At 59.6% G+C, this 18,340-nt stretch carries 18 protein-coding genes and 2 pseudogenes; 6 read left to right on the plus strand and 14 right to left on the minus strand.

The features are described 5' to 3' along the window. Positions 1 to 222: 222 nt before the first annotated feature. On the minus strand, positions 223 to 522 hold the full coding sequence (locus QOM08_RS16440; RefSeq protein ID WP_188251093.1) for a hypothetical protein: 300 nt from the start codon (positions 520 to 522) through the stop codon (positions 223 to 225). Positions 523 to 1,008: 486 nt separating this feature from the next. Then, positions 1,009 to 1,356, minus strand: coding sequence for a hypothetical protein (locus QOM08_RS16445; RefSeq protein WP_188251092.1), 348 nt, complete (start codon positions 1,354 to 1,356; stop codon positions 1,009 to 1,011). A gap of 71 nt (positions 1,357 to 1,427) precedes the next feature. On the opposite strand from QOM08_RS16445, the pseudogene QOM08_RS16450 reads away from it, so the two are divergent. Beyond that, positions 1,428 to 1,727: pseudogene (locus QOM08_RS16450) on the plus strand (hypothetical protein); the annotation flags it as partial. On the opposite strand, the gene QOM08_RS29140 reads toward QOM08_RS16450, so the two are convergent. Further along, the gene (locus tag QOM08_RS29140; RefSeq protein WP_410479146.1) at positions 1,696 to 2,061 is read right to left on the minus strand and encodes a MarR family winged helix-turn-helix transcriptional regulator; all 366 of its coding nucleotides are present in this window, start codon (positions 2,059 to 2,061) and stop codon (positions 1,696 to 1,698) included. The pseudogene QOM08_RS16450 and the gene QOM08_RS29140 overlap by 32 nt on opposite strands. Positions 2,062 to 2,649: 588 nt before the next feature. Next, positions 2,650 to 2,859, minus strand: a pseudogene (locus QOM08_RS29145) (TetR/AcrR family transcriptional regulator); the annotation flags it as partial. Positions 2,860 to 2,973: 114 nt separating this feature from the next. Here QOM08_RS29145 and QOM08_RS16460 point away from each other — a divergent pair. Beyond that, a complete protein-coding gene (locus QOM08_RS16460) occupies positions 2,974 to 4,185 on the plus strand; it encodes a multidrug effflux MFS transporter (RefSeq protein ID WP_305466191.1) in 1,212 nt (403 codons plus the stop codon). 63 nt (positions 4,186 to 4,248) lie between these two features. After that, positions 4,249 to 4,947: an SDR family oxidoreductase gene (locus tag QOM08_RS16465; RefSeq protein WP_047229677.1), complete on the plus strand. Its 699-nt coding sequence runs from the start codon at positions 4,249 to 4,251 to the stop codon at positions 4,945 to 4,947. Positions 4,948 to 5,124: 177 nt separating this feature from the next. Here QOM08_RS16465 and QOM08_RS16470 read toward each other — a convergent pair whose 3' ends face one another. Genes QOM08_RS16470 through QOM08_RS16485 form a run of 4 tightly spaced genes read right to left on the minus strand, consistent with a single transcriptional unit; the run spans position 5,125 to position 9,436 of the window. Then, the gene (locus tag QOM08_RS16470; RefSeq protein WP_316911821.1) at positions 5,125 to 6,666 is read right to left on the minus strand and encodes an amino acid ABC transporter permease/ATP-binding protein; all 1,542 of its coding nucleotides are present in this window, start codon (positions 6,664 to 6,666) and stop codon (positions 5,125 to 5,127) included. Between the two features lie 49 nt (positions 6,667 to 6,715). After that, on the minus strand, positions 6,716 to 7,513 hold the full coding sequence (locus QOM08_RS16475) for a transporter substrate-binding domain-containing protein (RefSeq protein ID WP_139049724.1): 798 nt from the start codon (positions 7,511 to 7,513) through the stop codon (positions 6,716 to 6,718). 23 nt (positions 7,514 to 7,536) lie between these two features. After that, positions 7,537 to 8,586, minus strand: a complete 1,050-nt coding sequence (locus tag QOM08_RS16480) for an isopenicillin N synthase family dioxygenase (protein WP_316911822.1) — start codon at positions 8,584 to 8,586, stop codon at positions 7,537 to 7,539. Next, entirely contained in the window at positions 8,579 to 9,436 is an 858-nt protein-coding gene (locus tag QOM08_RS16485) for a sugar phosphate isomerase/epimerase family protein (RefSeq protein WP_316911823.1), read from the minus strand. Before QOM08_RS16485 ends, QOM08_RS16480 begins: the two co-directional genes overlap by 8 nt. 427 nt (positions 9,437 to 9,863) lie before the next feature. Here QOM08_RS16485 and QOM08_RS16490 point away from each other — a divergent pair, with 427 nt between their 5' ends. Both QOM08_RS16490 and QOM08_RS16495 read left to right on the plus strand, forming a co-directional pair. Beyond that, positions 9,864 to 10,616, plus strand: a complete 753-nt coding sequence (locus QOM08_RS16490; protein WP_188251088.1) for a hypothetical protein — start codon at positions 9,864 to 9,866, stop codon at positions 10,614 to 10,616. A 29-nt stretch (positions 10,617 to 10,645) separates the two neighbouring features. Further along, positions 10,646 to 12,337 carry a thiamine pyrophosphate-binding protein gene (locus tag QOM08_RS16495; protein WP_139049721.1) on the plus strand — a complete coding sequence of 564 codons (1,692 nt, stop codon included), beginning with the start codon at positions 10,646 to 10,648 and terminating at the stop codon, positions 12,335 to 12,337. On the opposite strand, the gene QOM08_RS16500 is transcribed toward QOM08_RS16495, so the two are convergent. The 4 genes from QOM08_RS16500 to QOM08_RS16515 are packed head-to-tail and all read right to left on the minus strand — an operon-like array spanning position 12,320 to position 15,884. After that, entirely contained in the window at positions 12,320 to 13,186 is an 867-nt protein-coding gene (locus QOM08_RS16500; RefSeq protein ID WP_316911824.1) for a sugar phosphate isomerase/epimerase, read from the minus strand. The two genes, QOM08_RS16495 and QOM08_RS16500, sit on opposite strands and share 18 nt — an antisense overlap. Position 13,187: 1 nt before the next feature. Continuing rightward, positions 13,188 to 14,420 (minus strand): NAD(P)/FAD-dependent oxidoreductase, encoded by a 1,233-nt coding sequence (locus QOM08_RS16505; protein ID WP_076384094.1) that lies wholly within the window; start codon positions 14,418 to 14,420, stop codon positions 13,188 to 13,190. Between the two features lie 18 nt (positions 14,421 to 14,438). Continuing rightward, positions 14,439 to 14,759, minus strand: a complete 321-nt coding sequence (locus QOM08_RS16510) for a MocE family 2Fe-2S type ferredoxin (protein WP_047229685.1) — start codon at positions 14,757 to 14,759, stop codon at positions 14,439 to 14,441. A gap of 36 nt (positions 14,760 to 14,795) precedes the next feature. Beyond that, positions 14,796 to 15,884: a fatty acid desaturase family protein gene (locus QOM08_RS16515; protein WP_047229686.1), complete on the minus strand. Its 1,089-nt coding sequence runs from the start codon at positions 15,882 to 15,884 to the stop codon at positions 14,796 to 14,798. Between the two features lie 162 nt (positions 15,885 to 16,046). Between QOM08_RS16515 and QOM08_RS16520 the strand changes: the two genes are divergently transcribed. Beyond that, a complete protein-coding gene (locus QOM08_RS16520; protein ID WP_188251085.1) occupies positions 16,047 to 17,096 on the plus strand; it encodes a LacI family DNA-binding transcriptional regulator in 1,050 nt (349 codons plus the stop codon). A 75-nt stretch (positions 17,097 to 17,171) separates the two neighbouring features. Here QOM08_RS16520 and QOM08_RS16525 read toward each other — a convergent pair whose 3' ends face one another. Beyond that, positions 17,172 to 17,948 carry an SDR family oxidoreductase gene (locus tag QOM08_RS16525; protein WP_047229688.1) on the minus strand — a complete coding sequence of 259 codons (777 nt, stop codon included), beginning with the start codon at positions 17,946 to 17,948 and terminating at the stop codon, positions 17,172 to 17,174. After that, entirely contained in the window at positions 17,942 to 18,274 is a 333-nt protein-coding gene (locus QOM08_RS16530; protein ID WP_173406811.1) for a nuclear transport factor 2 family protein, read from the minus strand. The genes QOM08_RS16525 and QOM08_RS16530 overlap by 7 nt, the downstream gene beginning before the upstream one ends. Positions 18,275 to 18,340 lie beyond the last annotated feature (66 nt).

Raw genomic sequence — 18,340 nt, forward strand, 5'->3', positions numbered from 1 at the left:
GACTTTCAATTAATGAGGCGTTTGCGATATTTCGTTGGTTATGACCAACAGTGGAACAATCAGGGGCAAACAATCGGGAGACAACGATAGGGATCGTTGTTGAGAGGCCACACTCTAGGCCAGAAGCGATGGTCGCTGGGGCAGTAGCCACTAAATCATGTGACGTACTGAGACCCTCATGACTAGCCGGTATTCCTTTTTTTTATCAGAACTGCAGAGCGACTATTGATGGGTGTCCGCCTCCTCAGCCGGATAAAACTCGCCTTCCTTCCCCATCTTTTTCAGCCGTTCGCGCGCAATCAGCTCAACGCTGGCCACTGCGGCCTGATCGTCAGGGTTGACCAACTGCAAGCACAGGCGTCGGACATTCTGATCGTGAGTGCCTTCGCTGAGCATTTCGTGAGTGAAGACTTGGGCGCCACGCCACAGGCATAGCTGGGTATGAGTCCCGCCGAGCCATATCTCATTGAATGATCCAAGGTCAGTGGTAGCCAGTTGATCCACGGTGATTGTCTTATCCATTGCGCTGTACCTTACCAATGAGTAGATACAGGTAGACTTACAAGCACAGGGGGTCGTTCCCCAGCAGAATCGAGACAAGGGGATGCGCTGGTTCGTCTGGACAATTGCGCCCCGCGCGCTCACCACGGTTCGATCTGCATCAGCTAGCGGCGAGCCGCCGATAGATCGCGCACGTGCCCCAAGACAGCATCACTGCTGGGATCGAAAGCAAAATGCAATACAAAATGCCAACTGCCAGTAGCGGCCCCGCTCCAGATGTCATCATCACACACGGAATCTGCCCGAACATTACGATAGGGCCTGCCAGCCATCCGCGTTTTTGAAACAGCAGACCAAGCGTCAATGTCAGCGCCAGGGACGCAGGATATAGAACAGCCCAATAACATTGCGCGTCCCAAGGCTCATTCACTCCGGCCAACCATGACGCCGCCAGCCAAAAGCTCACACTGATGACGCAAGCAACGATCGTCGCCAGCCACATACTTTTCAATGTAACCGTCCGGGCATCCCACCTTGCGCTGAGGGACTAACGATTTGCTGATCATTGCGATCCAACGATCCACCGCAATTACTTACCAAAAAATCAGCTAAGTCCTCAGCAGCTTCCTCCGCCAGTAAGCCGACAACGACTGTAATGCCTGCATCTCGTAGCATTCTTATGCCCGCTCCCGAGTTTCTTGGATCGGGATCAAGCAATCCAACAAAAACTTTATCGACCCCGCTGTTTACCAGCACGCAACCTACTGGCGGGTTTGGAAGGCAGTCAGGTAAGGCTAAGCGCCCTTGGGCAAGGGCAAGCTGCATGAAATCGGCATTGGAGGTCAGGCTAGGCATATTCGATGGGTACTCATCCTTGGTGGCCGAATCTTGACACATTGAATTAGGTATCGCGTTACCCGCGAAACGATGAGCTTACCGCAGCCGAAGCCCTGACTCGCAGCCAACGAGAAGCAAGCCTTCGGGTGCTGACTCAATCCATGGGGCTGCCCGAAGCCGTGATCGCTCGTTACGTGGATAATCGGCAGCCGTCACCGGTACTGCCCATGGATGAAAAAATCATCGAAGCGCAGCAGGCCACAGCAGATCTGTTTTATGCCAACAAGCTGTTGCCTAAACGGTTGGACGTGAAGGATGCACTTGCCGCATCGACGCCTATCTTCGGGAGGGCTGCCCTCATTCGCCAGCGGGACGCGCAAAAGCCTTAAGCGTGCCGCGAAGAGCTTCCAACCCATCCTCAGTCAGTTGACAGGCGGTCTTGATCTTGTCCGTGACGGCCCAAAGCTCTTCGCGCAGGCCTTCCCCAGCGTCGGTAAGCGCAATCAGCACGCGGCGTTCGTCGCTTTTGTCGCGGGCTCGAGTCACCATGCCCGACGCTTCAAGACGCTTGAGCAAGGGCGTGATCGTCCCGGTATCCATCCCAAGTGCAGCGCCCAGATCGCCCACGGTCCTGGGCGCGTCCGTGAACAGTTCCAGCATGACCAGGTACTGGGGGAACGTCAGCCCAAGGGGCTCCAGCAAGGGTTTGTGCAGGCGAATCATCCGATTGGCGGCACCGTACAGAGCAAAGGACAGTTGGGTTCCGACTTCCCGTTGCACTGCAGCCTTTTTGGCAGGAACTCGCTTTTGTAGCTCAACATTATCTAGCTCACTAGATATTTTCCGGGCTACGGGTCGGCTGATGTCGGGGATATTGTCCAAAGCCTGTGCTGCTGCTGCCCCAGCCTGCTCACCCGCAAGCAGTTCGTCACGTGTCGCTTGAAGAATGCGGTCGGACAGCGGTTGATCGTCGACCGCTCGGGCGAGCACCATGGCGCCGACTATCGCCGACATGAAACCGATCGCCTGGTCTTCCCTGGATCGGTCACGCCGCCAGGGAAGACTGGCGCTGAACGACTCGATCATTCCGGCGACCCGGCTCGTGAACGAACGCCGCATCCCCGGTTCGCGTGCGACATCAATGGCCAACGCAGGCATTGCGCAGCCTGCTTCCGGGTGGTCGCGGTGACCCTGACTTAGGTACCTGTCCAGAAAGGCTTGCTTGGGTGTATCGCTGCTGGAGACAGTGTCGCGCAACCGTAGCGCCAACTGGTCCATCGCATGCTCAAGGCTGGCACAAGCCAGCGCATCCTTCGAATCGAAGTGCGCATAAAACGCGCCATGAGTCAGGCCCGATGCCTTCATGACCTGCGCAATGCTCGCCCCTGCGATGCCCTTGCCGCGAAACAACCGGGAGGCCTCCTCAAGGATTTTCTCGCGCCGTTCTGCAGTCTGGCTTGCAGGATATCTCATCGGTGGACCTCGATATTTATGCTTGACGAATAACATGATGATCATCATGCTTGGCTGAAAATATGACAACCATCATACGCCGTAGCCAGAGTGCGGGCCGACTTCCGCCTGACGGCCAATTCCACGACTACCGCTTCCATAAGCGCCAAGGGATGTAAATCCATGACGACAACTTTTGTGAATGCCCCCGTCCAGGCCATCCAGCCATTGACCGGAAAAATCGTGGCACTGCTCGCTGGCCTGGCTGCTATCGGTATGCTCTCCACCAACATCATCCTCCCGGCATTCCCCGTCATCGGTGAAGACCTGGGAGTGGACGCCCGCGCGCTTGGCCTGACGCTATCCAGCTTCTTCATCACCTTCGCACTGGGCCAGTTGGTGGTCGGGCCACTGGCTGACCGCTATGGGCGCCAGAAGCTGGTGTTGGGCGGACTCGCGATCTTCGTGGTGGGCACCGTCATCGCAGGCCTTGCCAACACCCTCGATACGCTGATTGCAGGACGCGTCATCCAGGCATTGGGCGTGTGTGCCGCCTCAGTGCTGTCGCGCGCAATTGCACGGGATCTATTTGAGGGAGAGGCACTCGCTCGCGCGTTGTCGCTGACCATGATTGCCACCGCCGCTGCACCAGGTTTTTCACCACTGGCGGGTAGCCTGCTGTCGGTCACGCTTGGATGGCGGGCGATTTTTATCCTGGTAGGGCTGGCCGCCGTTGCGCTCGCCTTCTTCTACGTTCGCGGCCTTGGCGAGACCCATCCCGCCGACCGCCGCGCGCCGCATTCAGCCAAGAGCGTGGTGCTCGCGTATCGGCGGTTGACGCTGGACAAGCGCTTCATCCTGCCAGCCCTTTCGATGAGCCTGCTGATGAGCGGACTGTTCGCATCGTTCGCCGCCGCCCCCGCTATTCTGATGAAAGGGATCGGCCTGACGTCGCTGCAAACGGGCCTGTACTTCGCCTGCACGGTATTCGTTGTGTTCGCAGCCGGCATGGCGGCCCCGCGCCTGGCGCACCGTTACGGCCCGAGACTCATTACCACGCTGGGCATTGCCTGTGCCATGGCGGGCGGAGGGCTCCTGCTCGCAGGTCCGGCCGATCCGAGCCTTGGGTGGTATGCCCTTTCAATGGTCACGTTTCTCTGGGGCATGGGCCTGGCCAATCCGCTGGGCACGGCCATCACCATGGGACCTTTTGGTAAGGAAGCCGGGATGGCTTCCGCCCTGCTGGGCTTTGTTTCCATGGGGGCGGCTGCCCTGACAACCTGGCTGGTCTCGGTGCTGACGCTTGCACCGGTTACAGCACTGGGCGGTGTCCAGACGACAGCCTGTCTGATCGCGCTGGCGCTGTTCCTTCTAAGGGGCAGTCTCGCGAAATAAACACGCTAAAGCGCTGAGGCGTCGTTTCTTGTTTGCGTCATGACCAACAACTGGAGAATCAACATGCAGATCAAAGGTAGCGTGGCGCTGGTGACCGGCGCCAACCGTGGGTTGGGCAAGGCCTTCGTGCAAGCACTGCTCGCGGCGGGTGCCGCGAAGGTCTATGCCGCGGCACGTGACCCCGCCACTCTCGAAGCCCAGGCCAACGTGGTGCCAATCAAACTCGACGTGACCCGTCCCGAGGATATCGCGGCGGCGACTGAACAGGCGCACGACCTCACGCTGCTAATCAACAACGCCGGCATCAGCGGCGAAGCACATGACAGCATCAGCCTGGAAACCCTTCGCCACGAGTTCGAGACCAACGCGGTCGCCCCGCTCGCCATCAGCCTGGCTTTCGCACCGATCCTGGCCGCCAACGGCGGTGGTGCAATCGTCAACATGCACTCGGCCCTGAGCTGGATCAACCTGCCCACCACCGTTACCTATTCGGCAAGCAAAGCGGCGGCCTGGTCGCTTACCAATGGCCTGCGCCTGCGATTGGCAAGTCAGGGCACCCTGGTCGTGGGCGTGCATGTTGCATTCGTGGACACCGACATGACGCGCGGTATCGAAGGCGTGCCAAAGGCAAACCCTCACGATGTGGTCCAGCGCGCACTGGATGGCGTTGCCAACGACCAGCCGGAAGTGTTGGCGGACGAGACGAGCCAGCAGCTCAAGCAAAATCTGAGCAACGGTATCTACCTGCGACCGATATCGTAAAACCGAGTGACCCAAAAGAGCCGGCAGCTTTCATCGCCGGCTCATCTGGGCTTTGCAATCTCCTTATCGCATTGGCAGCCACGACCGCAATGAACTTGCACCGGCAGGCCAAACACCCCCATGGGACGGTCAAAAGCCCACGGCATAAAGCGGATCATGCGACCAAACGCGCTCAATTCAGCTCATCAACAGGCAACGCTCCTCCTCTGATTCTTCCAACCCGATAAACCGTCGCACCCGTTGGGCGCCATGCCCTTCGCGGATTGCCTGTGGCGAGGCATCCAGCTGCACGTTGCCGTTTTCCATGAAAATCACCCGGTCAGAGATCGACAGGGCAAACTCCATTTCGTGAGTGACAATCAGCAGGGTCATGCCTTCGCGAGCCAGGTCGGCGATCACCGTAAGTACCTCGCCGACCAGTTCCGGGTCCAGCGCCGAGGTCGGTTCGTCAAACAGCAGGATGTCCGGGTCCATGGCCATGGCCCGGGCGATCGCCACACGTTGTTGCTGGCCGCCAGACAGTTGATGCGGATATTTGTGAACGTGGGCCAGCAGGCCGACCTTGTCGAGCAGCTGGCAGGCCCGTTGCTCGCTCAGTGTGCGGCTGACGCCATGATAACGAGGGGCGAGGCTGATGTTGTCCAACAGTGTCCGGTGCGGAAACAGGTTGAAGTTCTGGAACACCATGCCGATGCGCTGCACGCCCTGACGAACCCGAGAGTCATCCGATTTGTCCTCGGCATTAATGAAGCCCTCCCCGAACAACAGGATTTCACCCTGATCGATGCGTTCCAGGCCATTAATGGTGCGGATCAACGAGGTCTTGCCGGAGCCGGACGGGCCGATGATGGAAATCACCTGGCCGCTTTGCACCTTCAGGTCGATACCTTTGAGTACATGATGATCGCCGTAGCGTTTGTGCACGTCCTGCAGGTGCAGGGCCGGGGCCGCACCTTTGGCTGGGAGGCTGACCTTGCTCGATACCCTAGGTGCCAGACTGTCACGCAGCACTTGTGTCGAGGCGCTCTCCAGGGTTTGCGGTGTACGCAGGTTCAGGTCCAGGTAACGTTCCAGACGCTGCAAGGCAAAGCCAAACACTGTAACGATCAGCACGTAGTACACGCCCACAGCCGCCAGGGTCTCCATAACCAGGAAGTTCTGGGCATACAGGCGCTGGCCGACAGTCAGCAGTTCGGTCAGTGAAATCACCGAGATCAACGAGGTCAGTTTGACCACCGTGATGTATTCGTTAATCAACGTCGGCAGTGAGATACGAAACGCTTGAGGAATAACGATCAGCCGCTGCACGCCAAGCAGCCCGAGTCCCAGGGCACGGCCCGCTTCCTTCTGGCCCTTGGCGATCGAAATCAGCCCGCCACGATGAATTTCTGCCATGTAGGCGGCCTCAGTGACCACCAGCGCCAACAGGCCGGAATAAAATGGCACCGACAGCACCGGCCCGGCACCGGGCAGCAACTGCGGCAGGTTGTAGACGAAGACCACCAGCACCAGCAGCGGAATGCTGCGAAAGAACCAGATGTAGAGTGATGCGGGTATGCGCAGCCAGCGCACGCTCGACAGTTTGGCCGATGCCAGGACGAAACCCAGCAGCATGCCCAGAAACCAGGCCAGGGTGCTCAGTTCGATGACGGTCAGGCTCGCCGCCCAGAAGTCAGCCATGGAGAACAGCGAAAAAAAGTAAGCCCAATCGAATTGCATAGACACCTCGCGCAAGCCGCGCCCCCGATCGAGGGCGCGGTTTCAGGCATTACTCAGAGACTGGTTCCAGGTCATACGCCTTGAGAATGGCGGCGTACTCGCCGTTGGCCTTGCTCTCAGCCAACGCCTTGACCAGCGCCTGATAGGTCGCGTCGGCGTCTTTCTTGACGTAGATGCCCAAAGTTTGCGGGTAAACCAACTTCTGCGAGCTGACGATCACACGGCCGTTGGTACGCTGAGCGATCATGTGCGCGGCGCCGGCAATTTCCACTTGAGCCTGGATGTTCTTTGACAGCAGCGCCTGCGTCACCTCGGGTGCCGAGGGAAACTCACTGACGGTGATGGCACCCTTGTTGTTCGGGACGCAGTAGTCGCTGGACAACTGACGGAACTTGCCGACCCAGGTGGTGCCCTGCTCCAGCCCGACTTTCAGGCCACACAGGTCTTCGGGAACCTGCGGGTTCAACTCACTGCCCTTGGGCACCATGATCGCCGCGCCGGTGTTGGCATAAGCAATGGTCCGGGCCTGGGCCTGGCGCTCCGGGGTGATGTACATGCCGGAGATGATTGCGTCGTAGTGCCCGGCGTTGAGGCCATTGAGCAGATTGGGAAACTTGGTATCGACGAAGTTGGCCTTGACGCCCATTGCCTTGGCCAGGGAATGGGCCAACTCCGGGTCGGAGCCGACCACATTCTTGTTCGCGTCATAGGACTCGAACGGTGGGTAGGTGATTTCCATACCGACCTTCAATACACCCGGGGTCGCGGTGCTGGCGAAGGCGGCACTGGCACAGAACAGACTAGCGGCGAGCAGACTCAGTCGGGTCAAGGCGTAGGGGGTTTTCATGTTGGGAAGCTCCGTTGGTTTTTTTAGGAATGAGTGGCAGTGTTTTTCAAGCGACCGAAGCTCGATGGCTTGCGGGCTCGGGACGGCAGTTCAAGCTCGCCGTTCTCGACGCGTTTGCGCAGGTATTGATAGGTCTGCAGGGCTTGACTCCACATGCGTTCACCAATCGTCAACGCCTCGTAGACCTGAGCGTCATTGATGAATGCCGGCAACGGCTTGATCAGCGTGTGGTAGTCGCAGGCGTAAAACAGCGGGAAGCTATAGCGCTCCTGAGCCACCTTGCGCACTCGGTGAGCGGTGGCCACAAAGGTCCCAGCGGTCATGACTTCCAGCATGTCGCCGATGTTCACCACAAACGCATCGGGCATTGGCGGTGCATCGATCCACTGATCCTGGTCGTTTAACACCTCCAACCCCGGCTGATCGGCGTGCAGGATGGTGAAGCACTCGTAGTCGGTATGCGCGCCGATGCCGGGAGCATCCACAGCAGTGGCGTCGAAGGGGTAATGGATCAGCCGCAGCTTGGAAGGCGGCCGGGTGACCAGTGCGTCGAAGTAGCCCTCTTCCAGGCCCAGGGCCAGGGCGAAGCCATCGAACAGTCGGCGGCCCAGGGCAAACACGGCCTGATAGTAATTTTGTACTGCAGCCTGAAAACCCGGCACGTCGGGCCAGTGGTTCGGGCCCAGCAGCGGCGTTCGACTCAGGAATAGCGGATCGTCCACCGGCACTTCGAAACCGATGTCGAAGGCCTCTTTGTGGTCCGGCTTGCCCTTGGAGTACACCTCCTCACCTTCGGGCACGAAGCCCTTGTGGCTTTCCGAGGCACCAATGTAATGGCGCATCTTGGTCTCCAGGGGCTGCGCGAAATAATCCTCGCTCGCCTGGCGCAGGCCCTCGATCAGTGCCGGATCAATACCGTGTCCGGTGATGTACAGAAACCCCACATCGCTGGCGGCACGACCCAGTTGCTCGGCCACGGCAAGGCGATGCTCCAGTTCGATACTGAAGAGGCCGGCGATGTTCACCACCGGAATGCGATTGAAGTTGGCCTGGGTCAGCGAAGTCTTATTCATGGTGGGCTCCTTCACAGGTAAAACGGTTGAAGTGTTCGCGCTCGGTTCGCGCCATCCACTGGTTCAAGGTCCAGAGATCGGCCACTGGCATGTTGGTGAAGGGCAAGTGATGCAGATACCCGTCGGCACCGAACTCCGGGGTCAGGGTGCTGACTGCATAGCCGCGCTGAAATTGAGAAGCCCAGACGGCCTCCCAGTGGCGCTGGTGAAACACCAGTTCACGGGCATATTCCGGGGCGGCGGGATGGGGAACTTGCGGGCCCTGGTCATAACCGACCCGAGCTTGAATGTGATGAACGCGCTCGACGAAGGACGACAGATCGTCGGCCGGGTCGTCCAGTAACCGCTCACAGCACACCACCCAATGGCTGATGTCACTGGTGAAACGCAGTTCCGGCAGTTGGCGAATCAGTTCCAGAGTCACCCAAGGGCTATACAGGGAGCGGGCGCGGTGAGTCTCGAAACTGCAGAACACCCCATGCCTGGCGGCCAGCTCCAGGGCCTGACCGAAGAACTCGACCTGCTGCGCCAGAAGCCAGCGATCATTGCCTGCAAGCAGATTGACGAAACGGGGTGTCAGCTCCGAGGCCCAGCCGAGCTTACGATCGATGTCGACCAAGTGCTGGGCAGGCGTGGCGCGCTGATCAGGCAAGACATCGTAAGCACTGAACAGGGTGCAAATGTAGGGGACGTGATTGCTACGCAGGAAAGCGCCGAACTCGCCACGCTCATTGGCCGGCAGTGGCAGGCGTGCTTCGATCCCATCAAAACCGGCGGCGAGCAGTTCATCCAGGGCGGATGAATGGCCGGCGGTATAGCCCCATAAAGTACGGAAAATCTCTAGCTTCATGCATTCCTCTCGACTGCGTCGGGCCACTGGCGGATTGGGCTGGTGGCGTTGCTGGGCAGTCGAAAAGGGGCTGCTGCGGGCCGCTGCTCTGATGGCGGCGGTCCCATGTGGAGGATCCTAAGGCCATCGTGACAAATGATTGAATAGGCTGTAGCAAATAGTTAGTTCAGAAATCCATGAACTAACATCGACCTGGTGCGTGAACCCGGGACGCCGGTGCACGTCTATCGTGCGTTTCCTAACGACGCCTGGACCAAAGCCGACCAGCCCAACGCCTGACATGTTCCTGTCAGCCTCCGGTCACTCTGACGTCAGATCCTTGCCCCTAAAGTACCCCCAATGACTGCCCTACGGTGCCAGCGTTACAGGCACCAAGGACACATCGCTTTAGCTGGACCTCTTGCCATCCGCCGGAAGGAGAAACGCAATGAGCCATCCTGATGCGCACGCTAGTGCTCTTGATCCATTTACTTGGCAATCGACGCTCGACAGCAATCTGGACAGAAAAGGCCAGTTGCTCCGCCTGTTCGCCGAACAGCGATTCATGGCCGCGCAGGTGCGAACCTGCAAGCTGGATCACAGGGACTATCTGCTTTCGCTGATTGATCCGGCATCGACGGTGAACGATGGCACTCGGCACTCATCAAGCGTCGACGGCCATCGAATGCGGAGCGTTATAACCGAAGCGGCAAAGAAAGCTCATTGGGGCAAGCCCCCAAGACAGGGTCGGGCGCAAGGCATCGCTGCCCACTATGACGCGCAGACCTGCATGGCGGTCGTTCTCGATATCGAAGTGAGCGACGAAGGCCGCTTGATCATTCATGACGCGGTCGTTGTCGCGGACTTGGGTTTTTTGAAAAATCCTGGTCGCGTGCGCTCGCAGCTCGAAGGCGCTTGCCTGATAGGGATAGCGTTCGTGACATCCTGCGATTTTGAGCCGACCCTCGGAGATACCCGGGCTAAACCTGCCTATCGCACCCGTTGGCCACTCGTCTCATGGCTGCCAGGACAGATCGCGGTGCACCTGATCAATCCCACCGGGGCTCCCGAAGCCGGCCAGCCCAGCCAGACCAGTTACGCACCTGTCGCCCGGGCCTTGTGCAATGCGATTTTGAAGGCCACGGGTAACGGTTCGGTCCGGAGCCAGCTAACCGTCGCCACAGCAAGCCAGCTAAATTAAAGCTTCCAGATCAGATGAGGTTCTGCGCCATGCCTTCAGGATCCAATGTTTTTTTCAACAGCCGCGGGCAACGCGGCGCGGACCTGTTCGTAGAAGTGCTTCGCAGCGAGGGGGTACGTTACGTCTTCGGCAATCCGGGAACAACCGAACTGCCTTTGCTCGACGCCCTCTCAGGCGCCTCAGACATCCAATACATCCTCGGCCTCCAAGAGGCCTCAGTCGTAGCGATGGCCGACGGTTATGCGCAGGCATCCGGTCGCCCCGGCTTCGTCAACCTCCATACGGCCGGTGGACTCGGCAATGCAATGGGCGCAATTCTCAACGCGAAGATGGCGAATACGCCGCTTGTCGTCACGGCGGGCCAACAAGATACGCGACATGGCGTGACCGACCCGCTGCTCCACGGAGACCTCGTCGCTCTCGCCCGACCGAGCGTCAAATGGGCGGAAGAAATTCATCATCCCGAACACATCCCGATGCTGCTGCGTCGTGCGTTTCAGGACTGTCGCACAGGGCCGGCCGGTCCGGTTTTCCTTTCCCTGCCGATAAACGTGATGGAGCAACACACGGATGTAACGGCCGGCCCGCCATCGCGAATCGAGCGCGGTGCCGTGACCGGGGCGATTGAGGAATTGGCCGCTGCCTTAGCGGCAATTACCCCCGGTTGTCTGGCGATTATCGTTGGAGAGGAAGTGTTCCAGTCGAGCGCGGAAGTTGAAGCCGTGAAGCTCGCCGAAGCACTCGGCGCGCCGGTCTACGGGCCATCCTGGCCCGGGCATATTCCGTTTCCGACGGCTCATCCGCAGTGGCGGGGAACGCTGCCTGCGAAGGCTTCCGATATCAGAGAGACGTTCTCTGACTTCGACGCAGTCTTCCTGCTCGGCGGCCATTCGTTGATCAGCTATCAATATTCCCAGGGCCCCGCTATTCCCTCTCACTGTCGCCTTATCCAATTGACCGGCGATGGACACCAATTAGGCAGAGTCCACGAGACAGCGCTAGGGCTGATCGGAGATTTAAGACTCTCCTTGCAAACGCTGTTGCCGATATTGGACAAGAAATTGGTCCCACACAGCGAGGCAATCGCAACGCTGCGAAACGTCGCAGGCCAAGAACGCGATACACGTCGTGCCGACGTCGTCGCTCGCGTCAGTCGCGAATTCAACACGCCGGTGACAACGCCTTTCGTGGCTGCCCACGAGGCTATCCGGGCAATCGGGCCGGACGTCTGGATCGTCGACGAAGCACCTGCCACGATTCCTCATGTCCGTGCCTGCCTGGACTCCCATTCGGCCCGCCAGTATCTTTTTACCCGCAGCGCCATCCTGGGCTGGGGCATGCCGGCGGCTGTCGGTACGTCGCTTGGCCTGGACCGCAGCCCGGTAGTCTGTCTGGTCGGTGATGGCTCGGCAATGTACTCACCGCAAGCACTCTGGACGGCGGCGCATGAACGGCTGCCGATCACGTTCGTTGTCATGAACAACGGCGAATACAATATTTTGAAGAGTTACGCTCGTAGCCAGGCGCACTATCTGAGTGCAAGCACTCACCAGTTCATCGGCATGGACCTCTGCGACCCGGCGATCGATTTCCTGGCCCTCGCCTCTTCCATGGGGATCCCTTCCCGCAGGATCGAGCGCGCCAGCGATATTGCAGGAGCTGTCGAAGAAGGTATTCGCTCAGGCTGCCCGAATCTCATTGAACTACCGATCATGCCCTGAAGGAATGGGCGCACCTTGTCCCTGCTGACACTCATCCCAAACACCCCGCACCAGTTCCTTCAGCAGCAGCGCCTCGCCCCAGCGATCCGTTATGTCGCGCCCATCACTCCCTGTGATCGCATAGGGTGGCGGGCCAAGTTCACAGGTGAAGGACAGGCTCGCGGGGGTGTTCGGTCGCGCGAGCCAATCCTTGATTCCGTAGCGCCACCAGCCCAGAAACCGGTCCAACCAGGGGCGATGCTGGGTAAAGGTCAAGGGCACCTGGACCTGCTCACTATTAGCGACCCGCCCGTGAAAACCCCAACTGTGTCGCAAGATGGTGTGAATCTGTTCGTCGTCTTCGGCCGCGGCCGACTCAGGCAATTCGCGGCCCACGACGTAATGGGACAAGTCAGCCAATAACTTGAGGTCGGGCATCTGCGCGAGCAAGTCGAGGGTGAACAACAGGTCACTGGTGAGACGATAGCGGTGGGTTTCCAGCAGGATCGGAAAGTCCACCTGCTCGGCCAGACGCTGCCAGCCTTCGATCAGAGTGATCGCCTGTGCCAGCGTGCGCGGCCGGACGTCGGCTTGCAGCGTGAGGTGGTGGCAGCCGTAACGGGAGGCCACCTCAAGTGCTTGCGCCAAGTCATTCACGGTGCGGGGGAACAGTTGACCTTCGATTTGCAGGCCTTGCGCCTTGGCAGCGGCATGCAGACGTTCGGCCTGTGGCGCGACCCAGAAATGGTCGGTGACCCCATCGAAGCCAGCAGCGGCAATCTTCTCCACCTGCGCCTCCAGGCAAAGATCGCATTGACCACGGTGATCTTGCATGGCCCACAGGGACTGAAATACCAGGAATTCACGCATGTCAGGGCCTTAGCAGATGTTTGAGCGAGACATCGGCGTCGGCCAATGCGTCCACAGAGAGTGGAGTCAGGTTGGCAATCAGCCGTTCACACAACTTGATGTCCTTGGCAACGCTGTTGCCCTGCCCCCAGCCGCAAGCGCCTTGCAGACGTTGCTCGGTGTCCAGGTAGAACAGCAGCAGACCACCGCCTGCCAAGGTGCGAACAGCCGAAGGTGGCGTCGGTGGGATCACGCCCACCGTCTGTAAGCCCCAGTCGTACTGATCAGACCAGAAGCCGGGAACACCCTCGAACGGCAGCTCGCCGCCCAACAGATTCAATGCCGCGTGACGGCCCTGGGTCTCGGCATTGCGCCAGGTTTCCTGGCGCTGGAATAACGCATCGGCGTGCAGGCGAAACTCACACACATCGCCGGCAGCAAAGATGTCTGGTGCACTGGTGCGCAACTGGGCATCGACTCGAATCCCCTGGCCCACTTCCAGCCCCGCCGCCGCGGCCAATTCGATGTTGGGTTGCATGCCGATACCGACTACCACCCAGTCACAGGGCAACACCTGGCCGTCCACCAGTTGCACCGCCTCAGCGCGTTCGATGCCTTGTACCCTTTCAAGCGCTACGTTCAGCCGCACGTCTACGCCCTGTTGCCGATGCAATTCCAACAAGGCCTGGGACACAGCTTCAGGCAAGACTCGCCCGGCCAGTCGTGGCCCGGCTTCCAGCAACGTCACCTGACAGCCTAAGGTTCGGGCCGTTGCCGCGACTTCGAGGCCGATAAAGCCACCGCCGATGATCACCAGGCGCGTGCCGGGGATCAATGCGCTGCGCAGGGCCAGGGCTTCGTCATGGGTGCGCAGGTAAAGCACGTTGGCCAGAGGTTCAGGCACCAGGGACAAGCGACGCGCTCTGCCCCCGGTCGCCAACAGTAATCGGCTGTAGGGCAACCAACGTCCGTCGGTCAATTGCAGGCGGTGGTGCTGCGGATCCAGGCTTTTTACCGGGTTGCCCGCCAGGTGTTCGATGTTCAGTTCAGTGAGCCGGCTATCCCTCCACAGGCGGCAATCGTCCAGGTCCATCGTGCCCTGCAGCAAGCCCTTGGACAGCGGAGGACGCTCGTACGGCAAATGGAGTTCATCGCCGATCAGGATCAGCCGACCGGTATAACCCTGCTCGCGCAAGGTCAGCGCCGCGCGGCCACCGGCATGGCCGGCGCCGACGATAATCAGTGGAGCATTCATGGCGTGCACTCCTGGCGGTCAAGCTGAAATGGCGAGCAGAACCCGCCCCGCGTCGACCCGTACCGGAAAGGTCTTGAGGTTGACGCACACTGGCGCCCCCAAGGCTTTGCCGGTGCGATAGTCAAAGCGCCCGTTGTGCTTGGGGCACTCGATGACGTGGTCCATCACCAGGCCGTCAGCCAGGTGGATCGACTCGTGAGTACACAGGCCAGCAGTGGCAAAAAACTCGTTATCAGCAGAGCGGTAGATGGCATAGGTATGCGGACCGTGGTCGAAGCGAATGACATCTTCTTCATTGATTTCGCCCACGGCGCATACATCGATCCATTGATCGTTCATGGCGTTTTCTCTTGTTCGGGGTACAGCCGGAAGGTGTCAGCCCAGGGTGGCTTCAGCCTGTGGATGAGCTTCGGTGGCAGGCCTTGAGCTACCGACGGGGCGTCGCACGAAATACGTCGGGTCCTTGCGCTGCTTCAAGAGGGTCGGAATGATTTCCTTGAAGGCCTCACCTATGTTGGCGTAAGGCGGCGGGCAGTCGTGGCGGATCTCTTCATGGAGTTGCGCCAGGGCGTGGTACGGCACCATCGGGTACATGTGGTGCTCAAGGTGATAATTCATGTTCATGTACAGAAAGCGCAGTACCCGGTTCATATAGATGGTGCGGCAGTTGCTGCGGTGGTCCAGCACGTCTTCCGCCAGGCCTACATGTTGGGTGAGGCCAAACAGGTAGGACAACCAGCCGCCATACAGGATGGGCAGGCCGATATACATCAGCGGCAACCAGCTGTGCAGGTAAAGCGCCGCGCCAAAGATAACGGCGTAAATCACGAGCCAGATACGGGCCGCCAGGAACACCTTGGGCCATTCGGACTCAGGGATGAACGTCTGTTCCTGGGCATCCATTTTGCCAACCGCGTGCCGGCACACGCCCCCCATCGTCTTCAGCAGCAACGGGATCTGGAACAGGCTCAGCAGCATCATGAACAAGCTCGGTGGACGCGGTTCGACGATTTCCGGATCGCGGCCGACGACGATGGTGTCGGTATGGTGCCGGGCATGGCTCCAGCGCCACACATGGGGCTCGAACATGCACATGAAGCTCGCCACCTGGTAGAGCGCATCATTCATCCAGCGAGTCTTGAAAGCTGTGCCGTGGCCGGTTTCATGCCAGCGCGGGTTGGAGGCGGTGGCGTACAGAACGCCATACGCAAGAAAAAACGGCACACAAGCCCAAGTGCCCCAGAACCAGTAGCCGCCGAAGCCGGTGATCAGCAGGGCCAGCAGCCAGATGGCGGTGTCGAGCAAGGCCGGACCGTCGCGGCGCTGCATCAGTTGCTTCATGCGTTGACGGGAGATGGGCGACTGGTACCAACTGGCCGATACAAGGCCTTTTTCAGCCGCGCGTGCGGCTTCAGGGCCGGTCAGGCGATAGTCCCGAGTAGAGGCGGTGTTGTCTTGAGACATTGTTATTGTTCTCCGCAAGCGTGAGATGTCAGGTGCTTTGCGTAAGAAAATATAGAGAGCGTGGAAGACCCCCTCAAGGGCTTGAATACATTCCCTATCAAGCTATCATCCAGCTCCTGCGGGGCTTGATAGTTTTCTATCAAGACGCTTTGAAGGTTCATCATGAATAACAATAAACGCCCCACCATCGCCACGGTCGCCGAACACGCAGGCTTAAGTGTCGCCACCGTCGACCGCGTGCTCAACGCTCGCGCCCCGGTTAATCCAGCCACTGCCGAACAGGTGCTTCAGGCCGCCGAAGCCGTGGGTTATTTTGCCGCGCGGCTGATCGGCCAACGCATTCTCGAACGTCGCCCCACGTACCGTTTCGGCATCCTGCTGCTGGGCACCGCCCAGGCGTTCTACGCCAACCTGGCCCAAGCCATCACTGAGGCCGCGCAGCGCCAGGCCGGAGCCAACCTGACCTGCCAATTCGAATACGTTTTTGATCGCACCCCCAGCGCCATCATTGCCCAGATCGAACAGTTGGCAGTGCAATGCGACGGCCTGGCGGTGGTCAGCTTCGCCCACCCGCTGATCAACGCCGCCCTTGCCCAGATTCGCGGGGCCGGAGTGCCCGTGGTGGCACTGCTGTCGGGCATTCATGAGGCGGCGGCCGAGCCCTATGTCGGCCAGGACAATCAAGTAGTCGGGCGCACGATGGGGTGGCTGCTGGCCCGCACCTGTGGCGCGCGCAAAGGCAGCATCGGCATTCTGCTCGGTGGCCATCGCTTTCTTGGCCACCAGGAGCGGGTCGAAGGCTTGCACAGTTACTTGGCCGAACACGCACCTGGGTTGCGTCCGCTGGAGCCGCTGATCAATCTGGATAACTGCGACATCACCGAAGAAGCAACCCTCGACCTGCTGGTTCGGCATAACGATTTGCGCGGGTTATGCGTGGTAGGCGGCGGTGGCGACGGGATCATCAACGCGTTGGCGCAACTGCCCAAGCGCCCGACGCTGTGCTGCATTTTGCAGGAGTCCACCGAGCTGTCACGCCAAGCCCTGGCTCAGGGTTTGGTCGACGTGGTGATCGACTCTCAGCCGCGCCAGAGCGCAACGGCGCTGGTGAATCTGTTGGTGGAATTGCAGACTGCGCAGCAGTTCGATCCTGTGCGTCACCGGGTGCATATTCCGCTGCAGATTGTGACATCGGAAAATACCCAAAGCTGATGGGCTGGCGGTACAACCTGCTCGGCCTTTGATGGCACGGCCTTCCTGCTTATGCCTGTCGGATCTACCTCCGGGCTAAACCGTTGGTACTGTTCCGCCGTCGATCACAAACTCACTTCCCGTGATAGATGCCGCTCGCGGCGAAGCCAGGAAACCGATCAGGTCAGCAACTTCGCAAGGCGTCGATGGGCGGCCGAGCGGGATACCCCCAAGTGCTTTCATGATGATCTCTTTGCCACCTTGGTAGTCAGTACCTGCCTCCTGCGCGAGTCGCTCGGCCAATGCGACCGACGCTTCGGTTTCAACCCAGCCCGGCGAAACCCGAACCACGCGGACGCCTCTGGGCGAAACCTCTTTCGATAAACTTTTGCTGTACGTCGAAAGCGCGGCCTTGGCCGCCGCGTAAGCTGTTGTAGCCTCCGGCAGTGGCAGCCGACTCTGGATGGAGGTGACGTGGATGACGACCCCTTCCCTGCGCTCCAGCATCCCCGGGAGCAAAGCGCGATCGAGGCGCACCGCCGGCAACAGGTTCAAGCTGAGCTCTCGTTGCCACTGTTCCTCGTCCAGCGCAGCAAAACCGCCGCCGGGTGCCGACGAACCACCCAGGACGTGGATCATGATGTCCACGCCACCCAGCCGCTGTTGGATCGCGGCGATCAGTACATCACAACCTTCCCGGGTCGAAAGATCAGCCGCAATCAGAAGAGCGCCCGGCATTTCCACGTCCACCTGCCTGGCCGAGGTAATGACCTTCGCACCCTCGGCCAGTAACAACTCGACGACAGCCTTGCCGATGCCTTTGGTGCCACCGGTGACGAGGACCCGCTTGCCAGTCAAACCTAGATTCAGCATGGCGTGATCTCCAGGGAACGGATTAGACCGCCTTCCAGTGTGAAGAGGTAACTCAGTTGAACCGGGCTACCGGGGAAATTCCCAACAAGGCGCGCAATGACCGTCAGCTCGCCCTGCCCTTGCAGGGCTTGCAGTGGTTGGACCTGATAGATGAAGGCTCTGCGGGCCTCCTGTTGCCAGGCTTCGATGGCAGCCTTTCCTTCGTACGTTTTTCTTTCATCGCAAACCGTGGCGTCAGAGCGGAAGCAGCTCGCAAGTTGCGCTGTATCGCCACCATTGCTGATTGCAAAGTACGTCTGCACGACGTCGGGAAGCTGAAGGGTCATTTGCCGATCTCCTGGATGAATGTCCTGGAGCGATCTTGCTGCCTGACGGATAGTTTGTTCAACTGG

It is taken from the genome of Pseudomonas sp. P105 (genome assembly GCF_032614175.1).
GTDB classification, from domain to species: Bacteria; Pseudomonadota; Gammaproteobacteria; order Pseudomonadales; family Pseudomonadaceae; genus Aquipseudomonas; species Aquipseudomonas rhizophila.

Bases quoted from the DNA above. Each gene is read 5' to 3' on its own strand.
- QOM08_RS16440 (WP_188251093.1), bottom strand. From the start codon at position 522: ATGGATAAGACAATCACCGTGGATCAACTGGCTACCACTGACCTTGGA.
- QOM08_RS16445 (WP_188251092.1), bottom strand. From the start codon at position 1,356: ATGCCTAGCCTGACCTCCAATGCCGATTTCATGCAGCTTGCCCTTGCC.
- QOM08_RS29140 (WP_410479146.1), bottom strand. From the start codon at position 2,061: ATGATTCGCCTGCACAAACCCTTGCTGGAGCCCCTTGGGCTGACGTTC.
- QOM08_RS16460 (WP_305466191.1), top strand. From the start codon at position 2,974: ATGACGACAACTTTTGTGAATGCCCCCGTCCAGGCCATCCAGCCATTG.
- QOM08_RS16465 (WP_047229677.1), top strand. From the start codon at position 4,249: ATGCAGATCAAAGGTAGCGTGGCGCTGGTGACCGGCGCCAACCGTGGG.
- QOM08_RS16470 (WP_316911821.1), bottom strand. From the start codon at position 6,666: ATGCAATTCGATTGGGCTTACTTTTTTTCGCTGTTCTCCATGGCTGAC.
- QOM08_RS16475 (WP_139049724.1), bottom strand. From the start codon at position 7,513: ATGAAAACCCCCTACGCCTTGACCCGACTGAGTCTGCTCGCCGCTAGT.
- QOM08_RS16480 (WP_316911822.1), bottom strand. From the start codon at position 8,586: ATGAATAAGACTTCGCTGACCCAGGCCAACTTCAATCGCATTCCGGTG.
- QOM08_RS16485 (WP_316911823.1), bottom strand. From the start codon at position 9,436: ATGAAGCTAGAGATTTTCCGTACTTTATGGGGCTATACCGCCGGCCAT.
- QOM08_RS16490 (WP_188251088.1), top strand. From the start codon at position 9,864: ATGAGCCATCCTGATGCGCACGCTAGTGCTCTTGATCCATTTACTTGG.
- QOM08_RS16495 (WP_139049721.1), top strand. From the start codon at position 10,646: ATGCCTTCAGGATCCAATGTTTTTTTCAACAGCCGCGGGCAACGCGGC.
- QOM08_RS16500 (WP_316911824.1), bottom strand. From the start codon at position 13,186: ATGCGTGAATTCCTGGTATTTCAGTCCCTGTGGGCCATGCAAGATCAC.
- QOM08_RS16505 (WP_076384094.1), bottom strand. From the start codon at position 14,420: ATGAATGCTCCACTGATTATCGTCGGCGCCGGCCATGCCGGTGGCCGC.
- QOM08_RS16510 (WP_047229685.1), bottom strand. From the start codon at position 14,759: ATGAACGATCAATGGATCGATGTATGCGCCGTGGGCGAAATCAATGAA.
- QOM08_RS16515 (WP_047229686.1), bottom strand. From the start codon at position 15,884: ATGTCTCAAGACAACACCGCCTCTACTCGGGACTATCGCCTGACCGGC.
- QOM08_RS16520 (WP_188251085.1), top strand. From the start codon at position 16,047: ATGAATAACAATAAACGCCCCACCATCGCCACGGTCGCCGAACACGCA.
- QOM08_RS16525 (WP_047229688.1), bottom strand. From the start codon at position 17,948: ATGCTGAATCTAGGTTTGACTGGCAAGCGGGTCCTCGTCACCGGTGGC.
- QOM08_RS16530 (WP_173406811.1), bottom strand. From the start codon at position 18,274: ATGACCCTTCAGCTTCCCGACGTCGTGCAGACGTACTTTGCAATCAGC.